Consider the following 20936-nt stretch of genomic DNA (forward strand, 5'->3'; position numbering starts at 1 on the left):
GTGCAGGGTGGCTGGCATGGAGAACAGGAGGCACCATGGGAGCCATGACACTGGTCCGGCCGCCCGCGCCGAAGCTCGAGCCCCGCGACCTGATCGTGCGCGAGGGCCCGTTCACGGTCGCGGAGCGCGACGCGATCCCGGACAACGGGTATCGGCATGAGCTGCTCGACGGACTCTTGCTGATGACGCCGGCACCGCTTCCTCCGCACCAGGACGTCGTCGGGTCGCTCTACGTGCGGATGCGCGCCGCCGTCCCGCGCGAGCTGAAGGTCTACCTGGCCCCCTTCGACGTCTATCTCGACGATCGCAACGTGCTGGAGCCCGACCTGCTGGTGACCCGGCGATCCGACGTCAAGCGGCGCGGGCTGTTCACCGCTCCGCTGCTCGCCGTCGAGATGATCTCGCCGTCGACGAGGTCGTACGACCTCGGCCCGAAGATGGAGATCCTCGCCGCCGCCGGCTGTCCGTCGTACTGGACGATCGACCCCAAGGTGCCCGAGCTGACCGCCTGGACACTGCGCGAGGGCCGGTACGTCGAGGAGGCCCGCGTGGCCGCCCAGGAGACCTGGACGGCCACGGAGCCGTTCCCGGTGGCGATCACGCCGACCGAGCTGCTCGACCTCTGAGCGAGCCGGCCCGCAGGAAGCTGCCGGTCCGCCGCACCCCGACCACCTCGGACGGCGTCCCGTGCTCGACGACGACCTCGCCGCCGACCAGCACCGCCGCGACCGTCGCGTCGTTGCGGTTGACCATCCGGGACAGGTTGCCGAAGGCGGGCACCGGGTCCTCGGCGTAGGCGTCGAGCGCGTCGTCCAGGCGCGACGGGTCGATGACGACCAGGTCGGCGCGGTCGCCGGGGCGGAGGTGGCCGGCGTCGAGGCCGTACCAGTCCGCGAGCTCGCCGGTGATCCGGTGCACGGCGTGCTCGATCGTCATGAACGGAGTGCCCGCGAGCTCGGCGTCGCGGACCCGGCGCAGCAGCCGCAGCCCGAAGTTGTAGAACGCCATATTGCGCAGGTGCGCGCCCGCGTCGGAGAAGCCGAGCTGGACGCCGGGGTCGGCGGTGAGCGTGTCGAGCACGGCGGGACGGTGGTTGGAGATCGTGGTGCGCCAGCGCACCTTGTCGCCGTGGGCGACGACGAGGTCGAGGAAGGCGTCGACCGGGTGCACGCCGCCGCGGTCGACGCCGACCTGGCCGAAGGTCTTGCCGACGACCGAGGCGTCCGGGCACTCGGTGATCTCGGCGTCGAAGAGGTCGCGGTGCCACACCCGCGGCCCGAACTTCTTGTCGTAGTCCTTGCGGAACCAGCGGCGGTACTCCTCGTCGGCCAGCAGCGCCCGCCGCTCCTCGATCTGGTTCGACAGGTGCAGCGCGGCCGCGCCCGAGCCGAACTCCTCGAAGACCGGCAGGTCGATGCCGTCGGAGTAGACCTCGAAGGGCACCGGCAGGTGCTGGAAGCGGAAGTCGCCGCCGAGCCGGTTCACGACCCGCGCGATCAGCGGGAACAGGTGCGCCACCATCGGGATCGCCTTGATGTCGGCTGCCGACAGCAGGCTGACCTTGAGCGCCGGCTTGCGCCCCCAGCCGCAGCTGCTGAACGCCATCCGCACCAGGCTCTGCGGCTTCGCCACGTCGGGGCCGCCCTGGAGCGCACGGCCGCGGGCACGCAGGACGCGGTTGAGGCGGCGTCGCTCGCGCCCCTTCGCGTACGTCGACGGGAGCATCCGCGAGCGGCACACCTCGCCGTCGAGCTTGTCGAACATGAGCTCCTGCGAGGACATCCCGATGAAGCCCTCGTCGAGCGCGTCGACCAGGTCGGCCTCCATCCGCGCCAGCTCGGCACGCGTCGGCCGCACGCCGGCGTCCGTCGATCGCGACAGCCCCATGCGCGCCGATCGGATGTCGGAGTGGCCGATGAAGGCGGCGACATTCGGGCCGAGCGGCAGCTGCTCGAGCGCGGCGACGTACTCCCCCGCGGTCGTCCACGTCTTGGTGTCCTCGAGCGCGCCGACGACGTACGGCCGCGGGATCGCCTCGACCCGGCCGAAGAGATCGCCCGCGTCGGACGGGCTCGCGTGCACGGTCGACAGCGAGCACGAGCCGAGGAAGGTCGTGGTGACACCGTGGCGCAGCGACTCCAGCAGCGCCGGCTGCACCAGCACCTCGACGTCGTAGTGGGTGTGGATGTCGACCATGCCCGGGATCACCCAGTGGCCGCTCGCGTCGATGACCCGCGGACAGCCGGTCGCGTCGAGCGGCTCGGCCCTGACGTCGACCACCCGCCCGTCCCGGATGCCCAGATGTCGTACGGCGGACGCCGCGCCGGTGCCGTCGAACCAGCGGCCGTTGCTCACGATGACGTCGTACATGCCCGCTCCTCGCTGTAGATCCGGTCTCGCTCGCCCCGCGACCAGAGCCGGTCGTCGGTGGCCAGCCCCTGGGCGCGCAGCTCGCGCTTGAGCACCTTGTTGGTCGCCGTGCTCGGCAGCGCGGCGGCGATCCGCACGTGCCGCGGCCAGCCCTTCGGCGAGAGGTCCGGCTGCGCGGCCAGGAACTCCGCGAGCTCGGACGGCGTGAGCGCGGCGTCCTCGCGCAGCACCAGCGCGCACATCACCTGGTCGCCGACCCGCTCGTCGGCGACGGCGTAGACCGCTGCCTGCGAGATCGCGTCGTGCCGCAGCAGCAGCTGCTCGATCGGCGCCGCGGCGAGGTTCTCGCCGTCGACGCGCAGCCAGTCGTCGGTGCGGCCGGCGAGGAAGACGAAGCCGTCGGCGTCGCGGTAGGCCAGGTCGCCCGACCAGTACATCCCGCCGTCGAGCCGCTCGGCCGTCGCCCGCTCGTCGTTGTAGTAGCCCGCGAAGAAGCCCGCGCCCTGGGTGTTGACGAGCTCGCCGACCGCCTCGTCGAGGTTGGCCACGCGGCCGTCGGCGTCGTAGACCGCGCGCGGGCACTCCTGACGGGTCACCCGGTCGTAGACCGCGACGCCGTCGAAGGGGACGCCGATCGATCCGGCCGGCGTCTCCTCGGTGCGGGTGATGATGATCGCCGACTCGGTGGAGCCGAAGCCGTCCCACACCGAGCAGCCGAAGCGCGCCGCGAACTCGCGGATGTCGCGGTCGGACGCCTCGTTGCCGAACGCGAAGCGCAGCGGGTTGTCGGCGTCGTCGGGCCGAGCCGGGGTGGCGAGGACGTAGGCGAGCGGCTTGCCGACGTAGTTGAGGTACGTCGCGCCGTAGCGCCGGATGTCGTCGAGGAAGCTGCGCGCCGAGAACTCCGCCAGCGCCAGGGCCGCACCGGACGCGGCGCTGACCGCGAAGCCGGCCATGATCGCGTTGCTGTGGAACAGCGGCATCGAGCAGTAGGCGACGTCGTCGGGGCCGAGGCCGTACTTGTCGACGAGGACGGTGCCGGCCATCACCACCATGAGGTTGGCGACCTGGACCGCCTTCGGCTCGCCGCTCGTGCCCGAGGTGAAGATGAGCATGAACGTGTCCATGGTCGTCACGACCGGGAAGCCGTCGGTCCTCGTCGGCGCCGCGGCGACCTGCTCCTGCCACGACGCGGCATCGGTGTCGACGACGATCGCATCCCCGAGGTCCAGGCCGTCGAGCAGCGGCAGATGGGCCGCGTCGGTGAGCAGCACCGCGCAGTCGGCGCGCCGGATGTCCGCGGCCAGTGCGGCACCCCGGCGGGTCGCGTTGATGCCGACCGTGATGTGGCCGCCGATCGCGCCGGCGGAGATCGCGAGCGCCATCTCCGGGCTGTTGGGCAGCAGCACCCCGACGTGCAGCGGCTTCGCGGCGTCGGCGAGGGCGCGCAGCACGTGGGCGCGGGCCGCGGCGCCGGCGACGACCTCGCGCCACGACCAGGTGCGGTCGCCGTACTTGAGGCCGGGGGTGTCGCGCTCGGCGTGCTGCAGGAGCAGCCCCTGGACGGTGTCAGCCACCGACGACCTCCGGCACGGCGGCGCCGACGCGACGCCGGAGGAAGTGGACGGCGTGCTCGACGGCCGGCTCGTGGAACGGCTTGCCGGCGAACAGGTCGAAGTGGTCGCCCGGGTAGTGCCGGACCTCGGCGCGACCCGCGAACGCGGCCTTCATGGTGGCGTGCGGCGGCGCGCTGCGGTCGAAGTCGGCGACCTGCACCAGCCACGGGACCTCCAGGCCCGCGGCGGCCTTCGCCGGCGCGCGCGTGCCCAGCTCGAGGACGACGTCGGCCGCGATCTCGTTGCGCCAGGTCGGGCCGGCGATGGCGAGGTAGTCCTCGTAGGCGCCCGACAGGGTGAGCGCGCCGGCCTCGCCGGGACGGGCCACGACGGGCATCATCGCCGGGCCGCGGCCGGCCTTGCGTCGTACGGCGCTCGCGAGGCCGCGACCGGTCGACGCCAGCAGCTGGCCCGCGCTGTGGTGACGCATCGCGAGCTGCGCGGCGGCGAGACCGTCGACCATCGGGACGACGGACACCACGGCCGCGACGTCCGTCCGCTCGGCTGCCACCGAGACGACATGGCCGCCGCCGAGCGAGACGCCCCAGAGCACGACGCGCGTCGGGTCGACGCCCGGCAGCCGCTTGGCCGCGTCGACCGCGGCGTGCAGGTCGGCGACCTGCCCGGCGAGCGAGACCACCTGGCGGGACGCCCCGGACGCGACGTCGGAAGCGCCGAAGCCGCGGTAGTCGAACGTCACCGCGTGCAGGCCCGCGGCGGCGAACGCCTGGGCGAAGGGGAACATCCCGGCGTCCTGGGTGCCCGCCAGGCCGTGCGCGAGGACGACGACCGGAGCACCGTCCGGCCCCTCGAAGTGGGTGGCTGCGCAGCGCACGCCGGCGGAGGTGAAGTCGAAGGTGGTCACGAGGTGCTCCCGTAGATGCTCTGGATCCAGATGTGGGTGATGGCGTCGATGTGCGCCTCGCGCTCGGGCCCGACCCCCAGCGCGTGCCGCTCGACGGCGTGGTCGTTGAGGTCGAGCAGGACGGCGGCCAGCACGTGCGCGTCGGGACCGGGCTGGGCGTGGCCGACCGCGCGCTCGCGCTCGATCATCTCCGCGGTCATCTCCGCGAACTCGGCACGTCCCGCCTCCCACAGCTCGCGCACGGCCGGGCTGGTCGCCCGCGCCTCGAGCAGGCCGCGGTAGGTGTGCGGCGTGCGGTCGACGGAGTCGAAGAGGGTGGCGATGACCGAGCGGATCCGCGTCTGCGGCGCGCCCTCGGCCTTCACCAGCAGGTCGGTCGCGTCGGACGCGTCGTCGTACAGCTCGGCCATCAGGGCCAGGACGGCGGTCGCCTTGCTCTCGAAGTAGAAGTAGAACGCCGAGCGCGTCACGCCTGCGCGGCGGGAGATCTCGGCGACGTTGATCTCCTCGAGCGTCTGCTCGCGGAGCAGCTCGTCGAGCGCCTCCAGCAACGCCGTACGGCGCTGGTCGCCGCGGTTGACGCTGCGGCGGTCGACCATGCGGGCCCAGAGCCGCTCGTCGCTCATCGGGCCACCGCCGCCGCGCGCTCCTGGCCGGCCGGGATCTCCCGGGTGCGCAGGTCGTGCTCGTAGAGGAAGTAGTCGAGCTGCTGCGTGTGCCGCGGCCGCTGCACCATGTGGGCGGTGTACTTCTGCTGGTCCTCGTCGATGACCCGCTCCATCTCGGCCTCGCCCGGCGGCGCGTAGCGGCCGATCAGCCAGGCCGCGACCAGCCGGGTCTGGCACTCGACGAACGGGAAGAGCGTCGGCGTCGACTGGGCGAAGCCGATGAAGGCGACGTCGTCGCAGCCGGGCTTGAAGATCCGCTTGTAGAGGCGGATGTGGTTCTCCGGGGCGCTGATCAGGTCCTCGTCGAAGAACGGGAAGGTGATGTTGTAGCCGGTGGCGTGGATGACGACGTCGAAGTCCTCCGACGTGCCGTCGGCGAAGTGCACCGTCTCGCCGTCGAAGCGGTCGATGTCGCCCTTGGCGCGCAGGTCGCCGGACCCGAGCCGCAGCGGCAGCTCGACCGACTGGGTCGGGTGCGCCTCGAAGAACCTGTGGTTGGGCGTCGGCAGGCCGTAGTCCTCGGGTCGGCCGGCGGTCATCGGCTGCATGATCTGCACGAACTTCCGCTGCCACGCGAACGGGATGTGCGGCGAGGTCTGGTAGTACTTGTCGGCCGGCTTGCCGGCGAAGTACTTCGGCACGATCCACGCGCTCGACCGGGTCGAGATGACGACGTCGTTGCCGAGCGTCTTGCTCGACAGCTCGACCGCGATGTCGGCGGCGCTGTTGCCGAGACCGATGATGAGGATCCGCTTCCCCGTCAGGTCGTACGGCGTGCGCGGGTCGATGTAGGCGTGCGAGTGCATGGTCAGCCCGGTGAACTCGCCCGGCTTGTCGGCGAACCGCGGGTCCCAGTGGTGGCCGTTGGCGACGAGCAGGATGTCGAAGCGGCGGGTGCCGGTGCGCTCGGTGTCGAGCTCCCAGCCGCCGTCCGGGTGGCGGCGCGCGTGGACGACGCCGTTCTCGAACTCGATGCGGCGGCGCAGGTCGAAGGCGTCGGTGTAGGAGTCGAGGTACTCCTTGACCTGGGTGTGGTGCGGGAAGTCCGGGTAGTCGTCGGGCATCGGGAAGTCCTTGAACGACAGCCGGTGCTTCGAGGTGTCGATGTGCAGCGACCGGTAGGCGCTGCTGTGCCCGTTGGGGTTGCCGAACGCCCAGTTGCCGCCGACCCGGTCCGAGGACTCGAAGGTCGTGAACTCCACGCCGTAGTCGGCGAGCATCTTGCTCATCGTGAGGCCGCTGATGCCGGCGCCGATCACGGCGACGGTGGGACTGCTCATCGGGTCTTCCTTCCCGTCGGGCTCGCCATAGAGCCCTTGACAAAACCTGGTGACGGGCGTCACGTTAGGCGCGCCATTTGACACGTGTCAATCACTACAGACGAATGTCAGGAGAACTTCATGCGGGTGAGCGTGGTCATCGGAGGCGCGTCCGGGATCGGGGCCGCGACGGCCCGGCTGCTGGCCGAGCAGGGCGATCGGGTGGTCGTCGCCGACCTCCCCGGGACCGAGGCGGACGTCCACGTCGACGTCACCGACGAGGCCTCCGTGGAGGCCCTCTTCGAGCAGGTCGTCGCCGAGCACGGCGCCTTCCACGGCGTGGTCAACTGCGCGGGCGTGAGCACGCTCGCGCGGGTCGTCGACCACGACGCGGCCGAGTGGCGGCGGATCGTCGACGTCTGCCTCACCGGCGCCTTCCTCGTGCTCAAGCACGCCGGCCGTCGGGTCGCGGACGGCGGCTCACTGGTCTCGCTGTCGTCGCTCAACGCGCGGCAGCCGGGCACCGGCCTGGCGGCCTACTGCGCCTCGAAGGCCGGCCTGGTCGCCCTGACCGAGGTCACCGCGCTCGAGCTCGGCGCCCGCGGCGTCCGCGTCAACGCGGTCGCCCCCGGTCTGGTGGTCACGCCGCTGACCGCGCCCGCGATGGACATCCCGGGCGTGCGCGACGACTACCTCGCCAACACCGCGCTCGGACGCTCCGGCGAGCCGGCCGAGATCGCCGCCGCGATCGCCTTCCTGCTGTCCGACGCGTCGTCGTGGATCACCGGCGAGACGCTCGACATCAACGGCGGCGCACACCTGAAGCGCTACCCCGACCTGGTCGGCCTGATCGAGAAGGCGTTCGCATGAGGACCGCGATCGTCACCGGCGGCGGCTCGGGCATCGGCGCCGCGCTGGTCCGCGCGCTGGTCCGCGACGGCGCCCACGTCGTCTGCGCCGACGTCGACCTCGACGCGGCCTCGTCGGTCGCGGCCGGCGCGCTCGGGCCCGGGACGGCGACCGCGCGGCGGGTCGACGTCACCTCGGCCGACGACGTCCGCGCGGCCGTCGACGCGGTCGTCGCCGAGCACGGCCGGCTCGACCTGATGTTCAACAACGCCGGCATCACCTTCCTCGGCAACACCGAGGACCTCACCCTCCACCAGTGGAACGCGATCATCGACGTCAACGTCCGGGGCGTCGTCCACGGCGTCCACGCGGCGTACCCGCAGATGATCCGCCAGGGCTCCGGGCACATCGTCAACACCGCGTCGATGGGCGGGCTGATGGCCGCGGGGCTGATGACGTCGTACGTCACGACCAAGCACGCGGTCGTCGGGCTCTCGCTCGCGCTGCGCACCGAGGCCGCCGGCCACGGCGTCGGCGTCACCGTCGTCTGCCCGGCGGCCGTCGACACCCCGATCCTCGACAAGGGCGAGATCGGCGGCTTCAAGGGCCGCGACTTCTACCTCGAGGGCCAGGGCGTGAAGGAGCCGGTCGACCCCGACCTGCTGGCCGCGCGCGTGCTCGCTGCGGTCGCGGCCGACAAGCCGCTCGTCATCGAGCCGCGACAGGCGCGGATCGCGTGGCGGGTGGGGCGGCTCTCCCCCACCTTCGTGAACAAGATGGCGACCCGCTTCATCGCCCAGCAGCGGAGGACCGCCGCAGCTCGGCGCTGAGCCCGGCCCGGCAACCGGCCATCATCCGGGCGTGGTTCCAGGTGAGCACCGGCCGGCCGACGTACGACGCCAGGGCGAGCGCGCCCCCGACCTCGACCTCCTCGCGGAAGTCGAGCCGGGTGCCGCCGTCCTCGGGCACCAGCGTGAACCGGGCGAAGCCGTCGAGGTCGCCGCTGATCGCGACCTCGACCACGGGCGGCGTCCGGCTCACCGCGTCGAGCACCAGGTCGAGCGTGTAGGGCAGCACCGAGCGACAGCGCACCCAGGCCGTGTCGGGGCCGAGCTTGGCGACCGCGCGGACCTCCGGCCACCAGCGCGGGTACCACTCGAGGTCGACCAGCACCGCCGCGACGTCAGCCGCCGGGGCGGCGACCGACCACGACTGGGCGAACGCGAAGGTGCGGGCCATCGGTCCATCATGGCGCGACGGGGCACACTGGGGGGATGCCGAGCACCGGACTCCCCATCGCCGATGCGGCCGCCACCCTCGGGCTGACGACCGACACCCTGCGCTACTACGAGAAGGACGGCCTGCTGCTGCGGCCCGTCCCCCGCGCCGCCGGCGGCCACCGCCGCTACGACGAGATCGACCTGCGCTGGATCGAGCTGGTCACCCGGCTGCGCGCGACCGGCATGCCGATCCGCGACGTACGCCGCTACGCCGATCTGGTGCGCGCCGGCGACGGCAACGAGTCCGAGCGGCTCGCCATCCTGCAGGCGCACCGCGAGGAGGTGCTGCGCCAGCTCGCCGAGGTGCAGGCGCACCTCGGGGCGATCGAGTACAAGATCGACCTCTACCTCGACAAGCTGGTCGCGCTGGAGCGCACGGCCTGACGCCGCTCGACTCCGGCAGGCTTGACCTGGAGCGCGCTCCAAGGAGTTCGATGGTGGGTATGACGATCCCCACCCGCACCCTCGGTACGACGTCCCCGCTCACCGTCTCCGCCCTCGGTCTCGGCTGCATGGGCATGTCGGAGTTCTACGGCACCCCCGACGAGGCCTCCGGCATCGCGACCATCCAGCGCGCGCTCGACCTCGGCGTCACCTTCCTCGACACGGCCGACATGTACGGCCCGTTCATCAACGAGCAGCTGGTCGGCAAGGCGATCGCGGGCCGCCGCGACGACGTCCAGCTGGCCACCAAGTTCGGCGTGGAGCGCGGCCCCGACGGCGCCCGGCTCGGCATCAACGGCACGCCCGACTACGTGCGCCGCGCCTGCGACGCCTCGCTCACGCGGCTCGGCGTCGACCACATCGACCTCTACTACCAGCACCGCGTCGACCCGAACGTCCCCATCGAGGAGACCGTCGGCGCGATGAAGGAGCTCGTCGACGCGGGCAAGGTCCGCCACCTCGGGCTCTCCGAGGCCGCGCCGGAGACGATCCGCCGGGCGCACGCCGTGCACCCGATCACCGCGCTGCAGACCGAGTACTCGCTCTTCACCCGCGACCTGGAGGACGAGATCCTCCCGACCCTGCGCGAGCTCGGCATCGGCCTGGTCCCCTACTCCCCGCTCGGGCGCGGCATCCTCACCGGGGTGTTCAAGGGAGAGGCGGCCGAGGGCGACGCCCGCGCCACGGCGTACTTCCCGCGGTTCCAGGGCGACAACCTCGCCACCAACCTCGGCCTCGTCGACCAGGTCCGCGCGCTCGCCGACCAGCACGGCTGCACGCCCGGTCAGCTCGCGCTCGCGTGGGTGCTCGCGCAGGGCGACGACCTGGCGCCGATCCCCGGCACCAAGCGGGTCCGCTACCTGGAGGAGAACGTCGGCGCGGTCGACGTACAGCTCTCGGAGGCCGACCTCGCGGCGCTCGCCGCGGCGGTCCCGCGCGACGCCGTGGCCGGCGACCGCTACGGCGACATGAGCAGCGTCAACGGCTGAGCGCCCCCGAGGGGGCTAACGTGCGTGCATGACCACGCCTGACGTCGACGTCCTGCTCACTCGCGCGCGCGGCTGGCTCGTCGAGGATCCGGACGAGCAGACCCGCGCCGAGCTCGCCGCACTGATCAAGGCGGCGGAGTCCGACGACGCGGAGGCGGCGGCCGACCTGGCCGACCGCTTCCGCGGCACCCTCGAGTTCGGCACCGCGGGCCTGCGCGGCGCGCTCGGCGCCGGCTCGAACCGGATGAACCGGGTGGTCGTGATCCGCGCGGCGGCCGGTCTCGCGGCGTACCTGCTGGCGCAGGGGACGACGCCCGGCACGCCCGTCGTCATCGGCTACGACGCCCGCCACAACTCCGACGTCTTCGCGCACGACACCGCGCAGGTGATGGCCGGCGCCGGGCTCAAGCCGCTGCTGCTCCCCCGGCCGCTGCCGACGCCGCTGCTGGCGTTCGCGATCCGCGAGCTGGGCTGCGCGGCCGGGATCATGGTCACCGCGAGCCACAACCCGCCGCAGGACAACGGCTACAAGGTCTACCTCGGCGACGGCAGCCAGATCGTGCCGCCCGCCGACTCCGAGATCGCCGCGTGCATCGCCGCCGTCGGGTCCCTCGACTCGGTGCCGATGCCGGCGCTGGAGTCGACCGGCGGACGGGTCCTCGACGACAGCATCGTCGACGCCTACCTCGACACGGTCGCGAGCGTCGCCGGCGACGGGCCCCGCGACCTGAGCATCGTCTACACGCCGCTGCACGGCGTCGGCGGCGGCGTGCTGCCGACCGTCCTCGAGAACGCCGGCTTCACCGCCCCGCAGGTGGTGACCGAGCAGGAGCAGCCCGACCCCGACTTCCCCACCGTCGCCTTCCCCAACCCCGAGGAGCCCGGCGCCATCGACCGCGCCGTCGCCCTCGCCGAGCGGGTCGGCGCCGACCTGGTCGTCGCCAACGACCCGGACGCCGACCGGTGCGCGGTCGCCGTCCCGGGTGTGGACGGCTGGCGGATGCTGCGTGGCGACGAGGTGGGCGCGCTCCTCGCCGACCACCTGCTCCGCCTCGGCCGCGACGGCGTCTACGCGACCTCGATCGTGTCGTCGTCCCTGCTCGGGACGATGGCGCGCGCCGCCGGCCAGCCGTACGCCGAGACCCTCACCGGCTTCAAGTGGATCGGCCGTCTGCCCGACCTGGCGTTCGGCTACGAGGAGGCCCTCGGCTACTGCGTCGACCCGCACCACGTCGCCGACAAGGACGGCGTCTCCGCCGCCCTCATGCTGTGCGAGGTCGCTGCCTCCGCGAAGGCCGCCGGCCGCACCCTGCTCGACCTGCTCGACGACATCGCCGTCACCCACGGCCTCCACGCGACCGACCAGCTCTCCGTCCGCGTCACCGACCTCGCCGAGATCGGCGCCGCCATGAACCGCCTCCGCGACACCCCGCCCGCCACCCTCGGCGGGTCGGCCGTCACCGCCGCCGACGACCTCAGCACCGGCTCCCCCGACCTGCCCCCGACCGACGGGCTGCGCTACCGGACCGCCGACGGCAGCAGGGTCGTCGTCCGGCCGAGCGGCACCGAGCCGAAGCTGAAGTGCTACCTGGAGGTCGTCGTACCGGTGGTGGAGGGCGACGTCGCCCTCGCGCGCGCCGAGGCGGCGACCCGGCTGACCGCGCTGCGGGCCGACATCGCGACCGCTGCGGGGATCTGACCCTCGATCCCACCCGGCATTCCTGCCCTGATTTCCGCGAAATCACAGCAGGAATGCCGGGTGAGACCGAGACCTCAGCCCAGGAGAGCCAGCGCGACGGTCGCCACCGCGAGCACGACCAGCACCGCGATCTCCGGCCACGCGTACGACGTCCGTACCGGCGCCGGGTCGCGGTCGAAGACCTGCGCGCGCGACACCCGCTGACCGACCTGCCCCTGGGCCAGGTCGCCCACCGAGGTGTGGGTGCGGTCGCCCGCGTCGAGGACGTTGCCCATGTGCGCCAGCACGTCGACGCCGGTGCCGTGACCGTCGCCCAGGCCCTCGCGGCGGATCGACGTCCGCACCCGCCCGAACCCGACGCCGACGTAGCGCCGCTCGGCCGTGTCGACGAGGGTGACCTGGGTGACCCGGAAGTCGGTGATCCGGGCGTACGGGATCGACCGGTCGCGCAGGATGTTGCGCAGGATCAGCATGTCGTCGCGGAGCAGGACGCTGGGCCGCACCAGCACCGCCCACAGCACGACGGCGAAGAGCACGGTCGCGGCGAGCAGCCAGCGCGGGAAGTCGGCGGTGCCGTCGAGCAGGCCGTAGGCCAGGAAGCCGGCGGCGATGACGATGCCGACGACGCCGAAGACGCGCCCGCCCGAGCGGAACGTCAGGTCGTGCACATCAGCCCACGATCGCCAGGACGACGGTCACCAGCGCCAGTCCGCCGAGGATGACGATCTGCGGCCACGCCCAGGCCCCCCTCGCCGGGGCGACCGGGATCTCCGGGGAGAGCTCCGCCTTCTCCACCGCGCCGGCGGCGTTGCGGCGGACCTTGTCCTGGATCAGCCAGCCGAGCGAGTGCTTCTCGGTGTCGTCGGCGGGGGTCATCGACGCGAAGCGGGAGGTGAACAGGCCGCCCGAGGCGACGCCGCCCGCGCCGTCGCGGCGGATCATCCGACGGCTGCGGCCGAAGCCGGCGCCGACGTACTTCTCGCCCTCGTCGGTGAACACGATCGTCACCTGGTCGATGCGGAAGTCGGTGATCCGCGCATAGGGCACCCAGCGGTCGTGGACGATATTGCGCAGCTCGAGCTCGTCCTCGTGCAGCACCAGCGCCGGGCGCACCAGCGACGCCCAGATGATCGCGCCGAACAGCAGGCACAGCGCGATGAACCAGGGCTGGAAGTCGGCCCCTCGGTCGATCACCCCGTAGGCCACGATGGCCGCCACGACCACGAGCCCGAAGATCCCCAGGCCCTTGCCACCCGAGCTGTATCGCTCGACCTTCTCGACACCTTCGCTCCGCACAGTCACCAACCCTATGCTGAGGGAATGCCGACCACCGCCTCCACCGGTCCCGCTCCGGGACTCGCGGCGTACGCCGACGTCACCACCAGCGACGCGACGCTGCGCCGATTCCTGCACGGCCTGCCCGGCGTCGACCAGGTGGGAGCCGAGGCGCGGGCCGCCGGGCTCGGCACCCGCTCGATCAAGACGTCCGCCAAGGCATGGGCGCTCGACCTCGCGATCCGGATGGTCGACCTCACCACGCTCGAGGGCCAGGACACGCCCGGCAAGGTCCGCGCGCTCGCCGCCAAGGCACTGCGCCCCGACCCGGCCGACCCGACCTGCCCGTCCGTGGCGGCGGTCTGCGTCTACGGCGACCTGGTGGGCGACGTGAAGGCGATCGTCGGCGACCAGGTCAATGTGGCCGCAGTCGCCACCGCCTTCCCGAGCGGTCGCGCCTCGATGGACGTCAAGCTCGCCGACACGCGCGACGCGGTCGCGGGCGGCGCCGACGAGATCGACATGGTCATCGACCGCGGCGCCTTCCTCGCCGGCCACTACCTGCAGGTGTTCGACGAGATCGTCGAGACCCGCGAGGCCTGCGCGCGCCCCGACGGCACGCACGCGCATCTCAAGGTGATCTTCGAGACCGGCGAGCTCCAGACCCTCGACAACGTACGTCGCGCCTCCTGGCTGGCGATGCTCGCCGGCGCCGACTTCATCAAGACGTCCACGGGCAAGGTGCAGCCGGCGGCGACCCTGCCGGTCACGCTGGTGATGCTCGAGGCGGTCCGCGACTTCCGCGAGGCCACCGGCGTCCAGATCGGCGTCAAGCCGGCGGGCGGCATCCGCACCGCCAAGGACGCGATCAAGTACCTCGTCATGGTCAACGAGATTGCCGGCGACGACTGGCTCGACCCCGACTGGTTCCGGTTCGGCGCCTCGACGCTGCTCAACGACCTGCTCATGCAGCGCACGAAGATGACCACCGGCCGCTACAGCGGTCCCGACTACTTCACCCTGGACTGAGGCTCATGGCTTTCGAGTACGCACCGGCTCCCGAGTCGCGGAGCATCGTCGACATCAAGGCGTCCTACGGCCTGTTCATCGACGGCGAGTTCGTCGACGGCCGCGGATCGTCGTTCAAGACCGTCAACCCCGCCACCGAGGAGACCCTCGCCGAGATCGCCGAGGCCTCCGAGGCCGACGTCGACCTCGCCGTCAAGGCCGCCCGCCGCGCCTTCCGCGGCTGGTCGCGGATGTCGGGCAAGGAGCGCGCGAAGTACCTCTTCCGGATCGCGCGGATCATCCAGGAGCGTGGCCGCGAGCTCGCCGTCCTCGAGTCGATCGACAACGGCAAGCCGATCAAGGAGAGCCGCGACGTCGACGTCCCGATCGTCGCCGCCCACTTCTTCTACTACGCCGGCTGGGCCGACAAGCTCGACCACGCGGGCCTCGGCCCCGACCCGCAGCCCCTCGGCGTCGCGGGCCAGGTCATCCCGTGGAACTTCCCGCTGCTCATGCTGGCGTGGAAGATCGCCCCGGCGCTGGCCTGCGGCAACACCGTCGTCCTCAAGCCCGCCGAGACCACGCCGCTGACGGCGCTGCTGTTCGCGGAGATCTGCCAGCAGGCCGACCTCCCGCCCGGTGTCGTCAACATCGTGACCGGCGCCGGCGCCACGGGCCAGGCGCTCGTGTCCCACCCCGACGTCGACAAGGTCGCGTTCACGGGCTCCACCGAGGTCGGCAAGGCGATCGCCCGCGCGGTCGCCGGCACCGACAAGAAGGTCACCCTCGAGCTCGGCGGCAAGGCCGCCAACATCGTGTTCGACGACGCTCCCATCGACCAGGCCATCGAGGGCATCGTCGGCGGCATCTTCTTCAACCAGGGCCACGTCTGCTGCGCCGGATCCCGCCTGCTGGTGCAGGAGTCGGTCGCCGACGACGTGCTGGCCCGGCTCAAGCGCCGGATGGGCACGTTGCGCGTCGGCGACCCGCTCGACAAGAACACCGACATCGGCGCGATCAACTCCCGCGAGCAGCTGGAGCGGATCCGCGAGCTGTCCGACATCGGCGAGGCCGAGGGCGCCGAGCGCTGGTCGCCCGCGTGCGAGCTGCCGTCGTCCGGCTTCTGGTTCCCGCCGACCATCTTCACCGGCGTCACCCAGGCCCACCGGATCGCGCGCGAGGAGGTGTTCGGCCCGGTCCTGTCGGTGCTGACCTTCCGCACGCCGGCCGAGGCGATCGAGAAGGCCAACAACACGCCGTACGGACTGTCGGCGGGCGTGTGGACCGAGAAGGGCTCCCGCATCCTGCACATGGCCTCGCAGCTGCGCGCCGGCGTGGTCTGGGCCAACACGTTCAACAAGTTCGACCCGGCCAGCCCGTTCGGCGGCTACAAGGAGTCCGGCTACGGGCGCGAGGGCGGCCGCCAGGGCCTTGCCGCCTACCTGAAGGGGGCCGACGCCTGATGGCGCGCATCGACGTACGGAAGACCTACAAGCTCTACATCGGCGGGGCCTTCCCCCGCTCGGAGTCGGGCCACTCCTACGAGGTCACCGACAGCAAGGGGAAGTTCGTGGCCAACGCCGCCCTCGCCTCCCGCAAGGACGTGCGGGACGCCGTCGTCGCCGCCCGCAAGGCCTTCGGGTCGTGGTCGGGCCGCACCGCCTACAACCGCGGCCAGATCGTCTACCGGATCGCGGAGGTGATGGAGGACCGCCGCCCGCAGTTCGAGGACGCCGTCCGCCAGTCCGAGGGCGGCTCCGCGGCCGCCGCGCGCGGCCAGGTCGACGCCGCCGTCGACCGCCTGGTCTGGTACGCCGGCTGGGCCGACAAGCTCGCCCAGGTGATCGGCAACGCCAACCCTGTCGCGGGCCCCTTCTTCAACCACACCGCGCCCGAGCCCACCGGCGTGGTCGGCGTGCTCGCGCCGCAGTCGTCGTCCCTGCTCGGGCTGGTGTCGGTCGTCGCGCCGGTCATCGTCACCGGCAATGTCGCGGTGGTCGTGTCGTCCTACGAGCGGCCGCTGCCGGCGGTCACCTTCTCCGAGGTGCTCGCGACGTCCGACGTCCCCGGCGGCGTGGTCAACATCCTCACCGGCGACGCCGCGACCCTCGGGCCGTGGCTGGCGGCCCACATGGACGTCAACGCGATCGACCTCGGCGGCGTCACCGGCGACGCCGAGCTCGCCACCGCGCTCGAGGTGGCCGCGGCCGACAACCTCAAGCGCGTACGCCGCGCACCCGACGAGGAGCCCGACTGGACGGCCGAGCCGGCCCTGTCGGCGATGACCGCGTTCGTCGAGGCGAAGACGGTGTGGCACCCGATCGGGATCTGAGCCGGCGCCGCCGCCTCTACTTGTGGCTGATGGGGACCTGCGCGGTCCTCATCATCCTGGCGTGGAACGTGGTGCGGCTGTTCTCGACTCCCCTGGCCGTCGCGATGAGCGTCGTCGCGGCGGTGATCCCGCCGGTCGCGGTGATCCTGGCCAACCGAGGCGTGCGCGGCGGGGACGGCGATGACCACGACCGCTGGTGACTTCGAGCTGACGCCCGACGAGCTGCGCGTGGTCGCGCGCTACGCCGCCGACGCCGCGGCAGCGCTACTGCCCGTCTTCGAGGCCGCCTGCCCCGACGACCCGCGCCCGCGACGCGCGCTCGACGCGGCCCGGACCTTCGTCGACGGCGCGCCGCGCACCATGCTCCAGCGGGTGACCGCGCTCGACGCCCACCGCGCCGCCGCGACCGCACCCAGCGAGTCCGCCCGGCTGGCCGCGCAGGCAGCCGGCGACGCCGCGGCGGCGGCGTACCTGCACCCGATCGCCAAGGCCCACCAGGTCGGCCACATCCTGCGCGCTGCCGCCAGTGCCGCGCGCATCGCCGAGCTGGCCGCGGACCACGATCCGGCCGCGGCCGCCGCCGCGGTCGAGGCGGCCCGGGCGCGGGCGACGCCGGCGCTGGTCGCCGTACTGCTCCGCTATCCGCCGGCGCCGATCGGCCGCAGCCGCCAGGCCGCGCTGATGTCGGCGCTCGACGCGGCACTGCGCGGCTGACCGCGTCGAGCCTCCTAGACTCGACCCCCATGACCGCCCGTGCCCGCGTGATCGTGCTCGCCGGCCCCTCGGGGTCGGGCAAGTCCCGCCTCGCCGGGCGCCTGGCGAAGGCGTTCGGGTGGCCGACGCTGCGGCTCGACGACTTCTACCGCGACGGCGACGCCCCCGGCCTCCCGCTCATCGCCGACGGGGCCAACGCGGGCCTGGTCGACTGGGACCACCCGGGCACGTGGAGCCACGAGGACGCCTTCGCCGCCCTCCGGTCCCTGTGCACGACGGGCGCCGCCGACGTGCCCGACTACTCCATCGCCGAGAGCCGGCGCACCGGCAGCCGCCGCGTCGAGCTGGACGGCGCGACCCGGTTCTGCGCGGAGGGGATCTTCGCGGCCGAGATCGTCGAGGAGTGCCGGCAGGCGGGGATCCTCGCGGCGGCGTACTGCATCACGCAGCATCCCGTCGTCACCTTCGGGCGCCGGCTCACCCGCGACCTGCGCGAGCACCGCAAGCCCCCGCTCGTCCTGGTACGGCGCGGCCTCGCCCTCGCCCGCGTCCAGCGTCAGATCGTGCGCCGCGCGGCCGCGGTCGGCTGCCGGGTGACGACCGGCGACCGGGCGTTCGCCGAGCTGTCCGACGGCGCCGCGGAGGGCGACCATGCAGTGGCCCGCTGACCTGAGCCCGGCGACCCTGCGCCAGCCCGACGACCGCAGCTGTGGCGCCGCGAGCGTCCTCGCCGCACGGGCGATCCTGACGCCGTGGCGCCCGGACGACCCCGAGCAGGACATCACCGAGGAGCATCGGCTGCTCACCTCCCCGACCAGCCCGCGCGACCGCTTCCAGATGCCGTGGCCGCGCGCGCTCGGCACCCCGCCGTGGGCGGTCGCCAACGCGCTCCGCGCGCTCACCCACCGCCACCTCGCGACCGTCTTCACCCGCCCCCGTGCCGAGATCGGCTACGAGGTGCTGCGCGAGCAGGTCCGCACCCGCCCCGTCGCCGTGTACGTCGGCAGCCGGCTCCTCCCCCGCCACGTGGTGCTCGCGGTGCGCGAGGTCGGCGACGGCATCGAGGTCTTCGATCCCGCGAACGGCCGGCTGATCCGCGTGCCGCGCGAGAACTGGACGGGCCACCGGGTCGGGGTGGCGCGCTGGAACTACGTCTGGTTCGTGATCTAGCCGGACATCCGCTCGGCGTACCAGGGCTTGATGGTCTGGGTGATCAGCCGGAACCGCTCGTCGTAGGGGATGAAGGCGGACTTCATGGCGTTGACCGTCAGCCACTCCATCTCGGCCCAGCCGTAGCCGAACGCCTCACTGAGCAGCGCGAACTCCTTGCTCAGCGACGTGCGGCTCATCAGCCGGTTGTCGGTGTTGACGGTGACCCGGAAGCGCAGGGACGCGAGCAGCTTGATCGGGTGCTCGCTGATCGACGGCGCGGCGCCGGTCTGGATGTTGGACGACGGGCACATCTCCAGCGGGATGCGCTTGTCGCGCACGTAGGACGCGAGCCGCCCGAGCTGGGCGACGCCGGCCTCGTCGACCTTGATGTCGTCGACGATCCGGACCCCGTGGCCGAGCCGGTCGGCGCCGCACCACTGCACCGCCTCCCAGATCGACGGCAGCCCGAAGCCCTCGCCGGCGTGGATCGTGAAGTGGAAGTTCTCGCGCTGGAGGTACTCGAAGGCGTCGAGGAAGCGGGTGGGCGGGTAGCCGGCCTCGGGCCCGGCGATGTCGAAGCCGACGACGCCGCGGTCACGCCAGGCGATCGCGAGGTCGGCGATCTCGCGGGCGTTGGCGGCCTGGCGCATCGCGGTCAGCAGGTGCCGGACGACGATCCGCCCGCCGGCCGCGGCCATGCCCTCCTCGAAGCCCTGCTGGACGGCGGCGACGACGTCCTCGAGCTCGAGGCCGGACTCGACGTGCAGCTCGGGCGCATAGCGGATCTCGGCGTAGACGACGCCGTCGGCGGCGAGGTCCTCGACGCACTCGCGGGCGACGCGGGTCACCGCCGACGCGGTCTGCATGACGCCGACGGTGTGGGCGAAGGTCTCGAGGTAGCGCTCGAGCGAGCCCGAGTCGGCGGCCTCGGCGAACCAGGTCGCGAGCGCGTCGGCGTCGGTCTCGGGGAGGGGGTGCCCGATCTCCGCGGCCAGCTCCACGATCGTCGCAGGACGCAGCCCGCCGTCGAGGTGGTCGTGCAGGAGGACCTTGGGCGCCGCCCGCAGGAGGTCGTCGGGGAGGCTGCTCTGGGGTTCCATGACGGCATTGTGCCAACCCCCGCCGACATCCGGCAGCAGGACGGTTGGCAGATGCTGCCATGGCCGGGCCCGGGGCTTGTCGATAGCGTCGGGTGCATGTCTGCCCCGCTCGCCGATGTCCTCGTCCTCGACCTGACCCGCGCCCTCGCCGGCCCGCACGCCGCGATGATGCTCGGCGACCTCGGCGCCCGGGTGATCAAGGTCGAGAGCCCCACCGGCGACGACACCCGCGGCTGGGGGCCGCCGTTCGTGCAGCCGGAGGAGGGCGACCGCGAGTCGACGTACTTCCTCTCGGCCAACCGCAACAAGGAGTCGATCACCCTCGACCTCAAGAACCCGGCCGACCAGGACGTGCTGGCCCGCCTGGTCGAGCGCGCGGACGTGCTGATGGAGAACTTCCGGGTCGGCGTCCTCGACCGCCTCGGCTTCCCGATCGAGCGGCTGCACCAGCTCAACCCGCGGCTGATCGTCCTGCAGATCACCGGCTTCGGCCACGACGGCCCCGAGGCGCAGCGCTCCGGCTTCGACCAGATCGCGCAGGGCGAGGGCGGCCTGATGTCGCTGACCGGCCTCACCGAGCCGACCAAGGTCGGCGTCCCGATCGCCGACCTGCTCGCCGGCATGAACGGCGCGTACGGCGTGGTCTCGGCCCTCTACGAGCGCGAGCGCACCGGCAGGGGCCGCGTCGTCCACACCTCGCTGCTGGCCGGGATGGTCGGCGTCCACGCCTTCCAGGGCACCAAGTGGACCGTGGCCAAGGAGGTCCCCGGCCTCGCCGGCGGCCACCACCCGTCGATCGCGCCGTACGGCATGTTCGCGACGGCCACCGCGCCCGTGCAGATCGCCTGCGGCTCGGAGAAGCTGTGGCAGGCGTTCTGCGCCGCCTTCGACCTCGACCCGGCCGCCGAGGGCCTGGCCACCAACGCCGACCGGGTCACCAACCGCCCGCAGGTGATCGAGCTGGTCGAGGGCCTGCTCGCCGACACCAGCGCCGAGGACGCGCTCGCCAAGCTCGACGCGGCCGGCGTCCCGGCGGGCAAGGTGCGCTCGCTCGACGACGTCTACGCGTGGGAGCAGACCCTCTCGCAGGGCCTGCTCATCGACGTCGACCACCCGACGCTCGGCGCGGTGCAGCTGCCCGGCCCGGCGCTGCGCTTCGACGACAACGCCTACGCCGGCGGGCGCGAGCAGCACATCGCGCCGCCGACGCTGGGTCAGCACAACGACACGATCCGGGAGTGGCTCGACAGCTGAGCCGGTCCCGGCAGCATCGGTGGGGTTGCGGTGGCGGCCGCGCTTAGCCGACCGACACCCGC

23 protein-coding genes are annotated in these 20936 nt (G+C 72.6%); 14 read left to right on the forward strand and 9 right to left on the reverse strand.

Features of this window, described 5'->3' with window-relative positions:
* The first annotated feature begins 35 nt into the window (after positions 1-35).
* Positions 36-626, forward strand: a complete 591-nt coding sequence (locus tag AB4880_RS09255; RefSeq protein WP_367918930.1) for a Uma2 family endonuclease — start codon at positions 36-38, stop codon at positions 624-626.
* Here AB4880_RS09255 and AB4880_RS09260 read toward each other — a convergent pair.
* The 5 genes from AB4880_RS09260 to AB4880_RS09280 are packed head-to-tail and all read right to left on the reverse strand — an operon-like array spanning position 598 to position 6799.
* Positions 598-2370, reverse strand: a complete 1773-nt coding sequence (locus AB4880_RS09260; RefSeq protein WP_367918931.1) for an N-acyl-D-amino-acid deacylase family protein — start codon at positions 2368-2370, stop codon at positions 598-600. The genes AB4880_RS09255 and AB4880_RS09260 overlap by 29 nt on opposite strands.
* Complete coding sequence (fadD1, locus tag AB4880_RS09265; RefSeq protein ID WP_367918932.1) at positions 2352-3947, reverse strand: fatty-acid--CoA ligase FadD1; 1596 nt, start codon at positions 3945-3947, stop codon at positions 2352-2354. The genes AB4880_RS09260 and fadD1 overlap by 19 nt, the downstream gene beginning before the upstream one ends.
* Positions 3940-4851 carry an alpha/beta hydrolase gene (locus AB4880_RS09270; RefSeq protein ID WP_367918933.1) on the reverse strand — a complete coding sequence of 304 codons (912 nt, stop codon included), beginning with the start codon at positions 4849-4851 and terminating at the stop codon, positions 3940-3942. Before AB4880_RS09270 ends, fadD1 begins: the two co-directional genes overlap by 8 nt.
* Complete coding sequence (locus tag AB4880_RS09275; RefSeq protein ID WP_367918934.1) at positions 4848-5477, reverse strand: TetR/AcrR family transcriptional regulator; 630 nt, start codon at positions 5475-5477, stop codon at positions 4848-4850. Before AB4880_RS09275 ends, AB4880_RS09270 begins: the two co-directional genes overlap by 4 nt.
* Complete coding sequence (locus AB4880_RS09280; RefSeq protein ID WP_367918935.1) at positions 5474-6799, reverse strand: flavin-containing monooxygenase; 1326 nt, start codon at positions 6797-6799, stop codon at positions 5474-5476. Before AB4880_RS09280 ends, AB4880_RS09275 begins: the two co-directional genes overlap by 4 nt.
* A gap of 120 nt (positions 6800-6919) precedes the next feature.
* On the opposite strand from AB4880_RS09280, the gene AB4880_RS09285 reads away from it, so the two are divergent.
* The gene (locus tag AB4880_RS09285) at positions 6920-7648 is read left to right on the forward strand and encodes an SDR family NAD(P)-dependent oxidoreductase (RefSeq protein WP_367918936.1); all 729 of its coding nucleotides are present in this window, start codon (positions 6920-6922) and stop codon (positions 7646-7648) included.
* Positions 7645-8457, forward strand: a complete 813-nt coding sequence (locus AB4880_RS09290; protein WP_367918937.1) for an SDR family NAD(P)-dependent oxidoreductase — start codon at positions 7645-7647, stop codon at positions 8455-8457. The genes AB4880_RS09285 and AB4880_RS09290 overlap by 4 nt, the downstream gene beginning before the upstream one ends.
* On the opposite strand, the gene AB4880_RS09295 is transcribed toward AB4880_RS09290, so the two are convergent.
* Complete coding sequence (locus AB4880_RS09295) at positions 8417-8866, reverse strand: SRPBCC family protein (RefSeq protein ID WP_367918938.1); 450 nt, start codon at positions 8864-8866, stop codon at positions 8417-8419. The two genes, AB4880_RS09290 and AB4880_RS09295, sit on opposite strands and share 41 nt — an antisense overlap.
* Before the next feature lie 35 nt (positions 8867-8901).
* Here AB4880_RS09295 and AB4880_RS09300 point away from each other — a divergent pair, with 35 nt between their 5' ends.
* From AB4880_RS09300 to AB4880_RS09310, 3 genes are read left to right on the forward strand one after another with little or no spacing between them, the layout of a single operon-like run.
* The gene (locus tag AB4880_RS09300) at positions 8902-9291 is read left to right on the forward strand and encodes a MerR family transcriptional regulator (RefSeq protein WP_367918939.1); all 390 of its coding nucleotides are present in this window, start codon (positions 8902-8904) and stop codon (positions 9289-9291) included.
* A 59-nt stretch (positions 9292-9350) separates the two neighbouring features.
* Positions 9351-10340 carry an aldo/keto reductase gene (locus AB4880_RS09305; RefSeq protein WP_367918940.1) on the forward strand — a complete coding sequence of 330 codons (990 nt, stop codon included), beginning with the start codon at positions 9351-9353 and terminating at the stop codon, positions 10338-10340.
* 28 nt (positions 10341-10368) lie between these two features.
* A complete protein-coding gene (locus tag AB4880_RS09310; RefSeq protein WP_367918941.1) occupies positions 10369-12039 on the forward strand; it encodes a phospho-sugar mutase in 1671 nt (556 codons plus the stop codon).
* Positions 12040-12113: 74 nt separating this feature from the next.
* Here AB4880_RS09310 and AB4880_RS09315 read toward each other — a convergent pair whose 3' ends face one another.
* A complete protein-coding gene (locus AB4880_RS09315) occupies positions 12114-12707 on the reverse strand; it encodes a hypothetical protein (protein WP_367918942.1) in 594 nt (197 codons plus the stop codon).
* Position 12708: 1 nt separating this feature from the next.
* On the reverse strand, positions 12709-13341 hold the full coding sequence (locus tag AB4880_RS09320; RefSeq protein WP_367918943.1) for a hypothetical protein: 633 nt from the start codon (positions 13339-13341) through the stop codon (positions 12709-12711).
* Between the two features lie 18 nt (positions 13342-13359).
* Here AB4880_RS09320 and deoC point away from each other — a divergent pair, with 18 nt between their 5' ends.
* The 7 genes from deoC to AB4880_RS09355 are packed head-to-tail and all read left to right on the forward strand — an operon-like array spanning position 13360 to position 18538.
* On the forward strand, positions 13360-14343 hold the full coding sequence (gene deoC / locus AB4880_RS09325; RefSeq protein WP_367918944.1) for a deoxyribose-phosphate aldolase: 984 nt from the start codon (positions 13360-13362) through the stop codon (positions 14341-14343).
* A gap of 5 nt (positions 14344-14348) precedes the next feature.
* The gene (locus AB4880_RS09330; RefSeq protein WP_367918945.1) at positions 14349-15785 is read left to right on the forward strand and encodes an aldehyde dehydrogenase family protein; all 1437 of its coding nucleotides are present in this window, start codon (positions 14349-14351) and stop codon (positions 15783-15785) included.
* Entirely contained in the window at positions 15785-16654 is an 870-nt protein-coding gene (locus tag AB4880_RS09335; RefSeq protein ID WP_367918946.1) for an aldehyde dehydrogenase family protein, read from the forward strand. The genes AB4880_RS09330 and AB4880_RS09335 overlap by 1 nt, the downstream gene beginning before the upstream one ends.
* A gap of 29 nt (positions 16655-16683) precedes the next feature.
* Positions 16684-16854: a hypothetical protein gene (locus AB4880_RS09340; RefSeq protein WP_367918947.1), complete on the forward strand. Its 171-nt coding sequence runs from the start codon at positions 16684-16686 to the stop codon at positions 16852-16854.
* The gene (locus AB4880_RS09345; protein WP_367918948.1) at positions 16835-17368 is read left to right on the forward strand and encodes a putative immunity protein; all 534 of its coding nucleotides are present in this window, start codon (positions 16835-16837) and stop codon (positions 17366-17368) included. The genes AB4880_RS09340 and AB4880_RS09345 overlap by 20 nt, the downstream gene beginning before the upstream one ends.
* A 29-nt stretch (positions 17369-17397) precedes the next feature.
* Positions 17398-18036, forward strand: coding sequence for an ATP-binding protein (locus AB4880_RS09350; RefSeq protein ID WP_367918949.1), 639 nt, complete (start codon positions 17398-17400; stop codon positions 18034-18036).
* On the forward strand, positions 18020-18538 hold the full coding sequence (locus tag AB4880_RS09355) for a hypothetical protein (protein ID WP_367918950.1): 519 nt from the start codon (positions 18020-18022) through the stop codon (positions 18536-18538). Before AB4880_RS09350 ends, AB4880_RS09355 begins: the two co-directional genes overlap by 17 nt.
* On the opposite strand, the gene AB4880_RS09360 is transcribed toward AB4880_RS09355, so the two are convergent.
* Entirely contained in the window at positions 18535-19620 is a 1086-nt protein-coding gene (locus AB4880_RS09360; protein WP_367918951.1) for an adenosine deaminase, read from the reverse strand. The genes AB4880_RS09355 and AB4880_RS09360 overlap by 4 nt on opposite strands.
* A 96-nt stretch (positions 19621-19716) precedes the next feature.
* On the opposite strand from AB4880_RS09360, the gene AB4880_RS09365 reads away from it, so the two are divergent.
* The gene (locus AB4880_RS09365) at positions 19717-20874 is read left to right on the forward strand and encodes a CaiB/BaiF CoA transferase family protein (RefSeq protein ID WP_367918952.1); all 1158 of its coding nucleotides are present in this window, start codon (positions 19717-19719) and stop codon (positions 20872-20874) included.
* The last annotated feature ends 62 nt before the right edge of the window (positions 20875-20936 follow it).

The sequence above is a fragment of the Nocardioides ginsengisoli genome, from assembly GCF_039537225.1.
Lineage (GTDB): Bacteria > Actinomycetota > Actinomycetes > Propionibacteriales > Nocardioidaceae > Nocardioides > Nocardioides ginsengisoli.

Coding starts and splice junctions, on each gene's coding strand:
- AB4880_RS09255 (WP_367918930.1), top strand. CDS start 36: ATGGGAGCCATGACACTGGTCCGGCCGCCCGCGCCGAAGCTCGAGCCC.
- AB4880_RS09260 (WP_367918931.1), bottom strand. CDS start 2,370: ATGTACGACGTCATCGTGAGCAACGGCCGCTGGTTCGACGGCACCGGC.
- AB4880_RS09275 (WP_367918934.1), bottom strand. CDS start 5,477: ATGAGCGACGAGCGGCTCTGGGCCCGCATGGTCGACCGCCGCAGCGTC.
- AB4880_RS09280 (WP_367918935.1), bottom strand. CDS start 6,799: ATGAGCAGTCCCACCGTCGCCGTGATCGGCGCCGGCATCAGCGGCCTC.
- AB4880_RS09285 (WP_367918936.1), top strand. CDS start 6,920: ATGCGGGTGAGCGTGGTCATCGGAGGCGCGTCCGGGATCGGGGCCGCG.
- AB4880_RS09290 (WP_367918937.1), top strand. CDS start 7,645: ATGAGGACCGCGATCGTCACCGGCGGCGGCTCGGGCATCGGCGCCGCG.
- AB4880_RS09295 (WP_367918938.1), bottom strand. CDS start 8,866: ATGGCCCGCACCTTCGCGTTCGCCCAGTCGTGGTCGGTCGCCGCCCCG.
- AB4880_RS09300 (WP_367918939.1), top strand. CDS start 8,902: ATGCCGAGCACCGGACTCCCCATCGCCGATGCGGCCGCCACCCTCGGG.
- AB4880_RS09305 (WP_367918940.1), top strand. CDS start 9,351: ATGACGATCCCCACCCGCACCCTCGGTACGACGTCCCCGCTCACCGTC.
- AB4880_RS09310 (WP_367918941.1), top strand. CDS start 10,369: ATGACCACGCCTGACGTCGACGTCCTGCTCACTCGCGCGCGCGGCTGG.
- deoC (WP_367918944.1), top strand. CDS start 13,360: ATGCCGACCACCGCCTCCACCGGTCCCGCTCCGGGACTCGCGGCGTAC.
- AB4880_RS09330 (WP_367918945.1), top strand. CDS start 14,349: ATGGCTTTCGAGTACGCACCGGCTCCCGAGTCGCGGAGCATCGTCGAC.
- AB4880_RS09335 (WP_367918946.1), top strand. CDS start 15,785: ATGGCGCGCATCGACGTACGGAAGACCTACAAGCTCTACATCGGCGGG.
- AB4880_RS09340 (WP_367918947.1), top strand. CDS start 16,684: ATGGGGACCTGCGCGGTCCTCATCATCCTGGCGTGGAACGTGGTGCGG.
- AB4880_RS09345 (WP_367918948.1), top strand. CDS start 16,835: ATGACCACGACCGCTGGTGACTTCGAGCTGACGCCCGACGAGCTGCGC.
- AB4880_RS09350 (WP_367918949.1), top strand. CDS start 17,398: ATGACCGCCCGTGCCCGCGTGATCGTGCTCGCCGGCCCCTCGGGGTCG.
- AB4880_RS09355 (WP_367918950.1), top strand. CDS start 18,020: ATGCAGTGGCCCGCTGACCTGAGCCCGGCGACCCTGCGCCAGCCCGAC.
- AB4880_RS09360 (WP_367918951.1), bottom strand. CDS start 19,620: ATGGAACCCCAGAGCAGCCTCCCCGACGACCTCCTGCGGGCGGCGCCC.
- AB4880_RS09365 (WP_367918952.1), top strand. CDS start 19,717: ATGTCTGCCCCGCTCGCCGATGTCCTCGTCCTCGACCTGACCCGCGCC.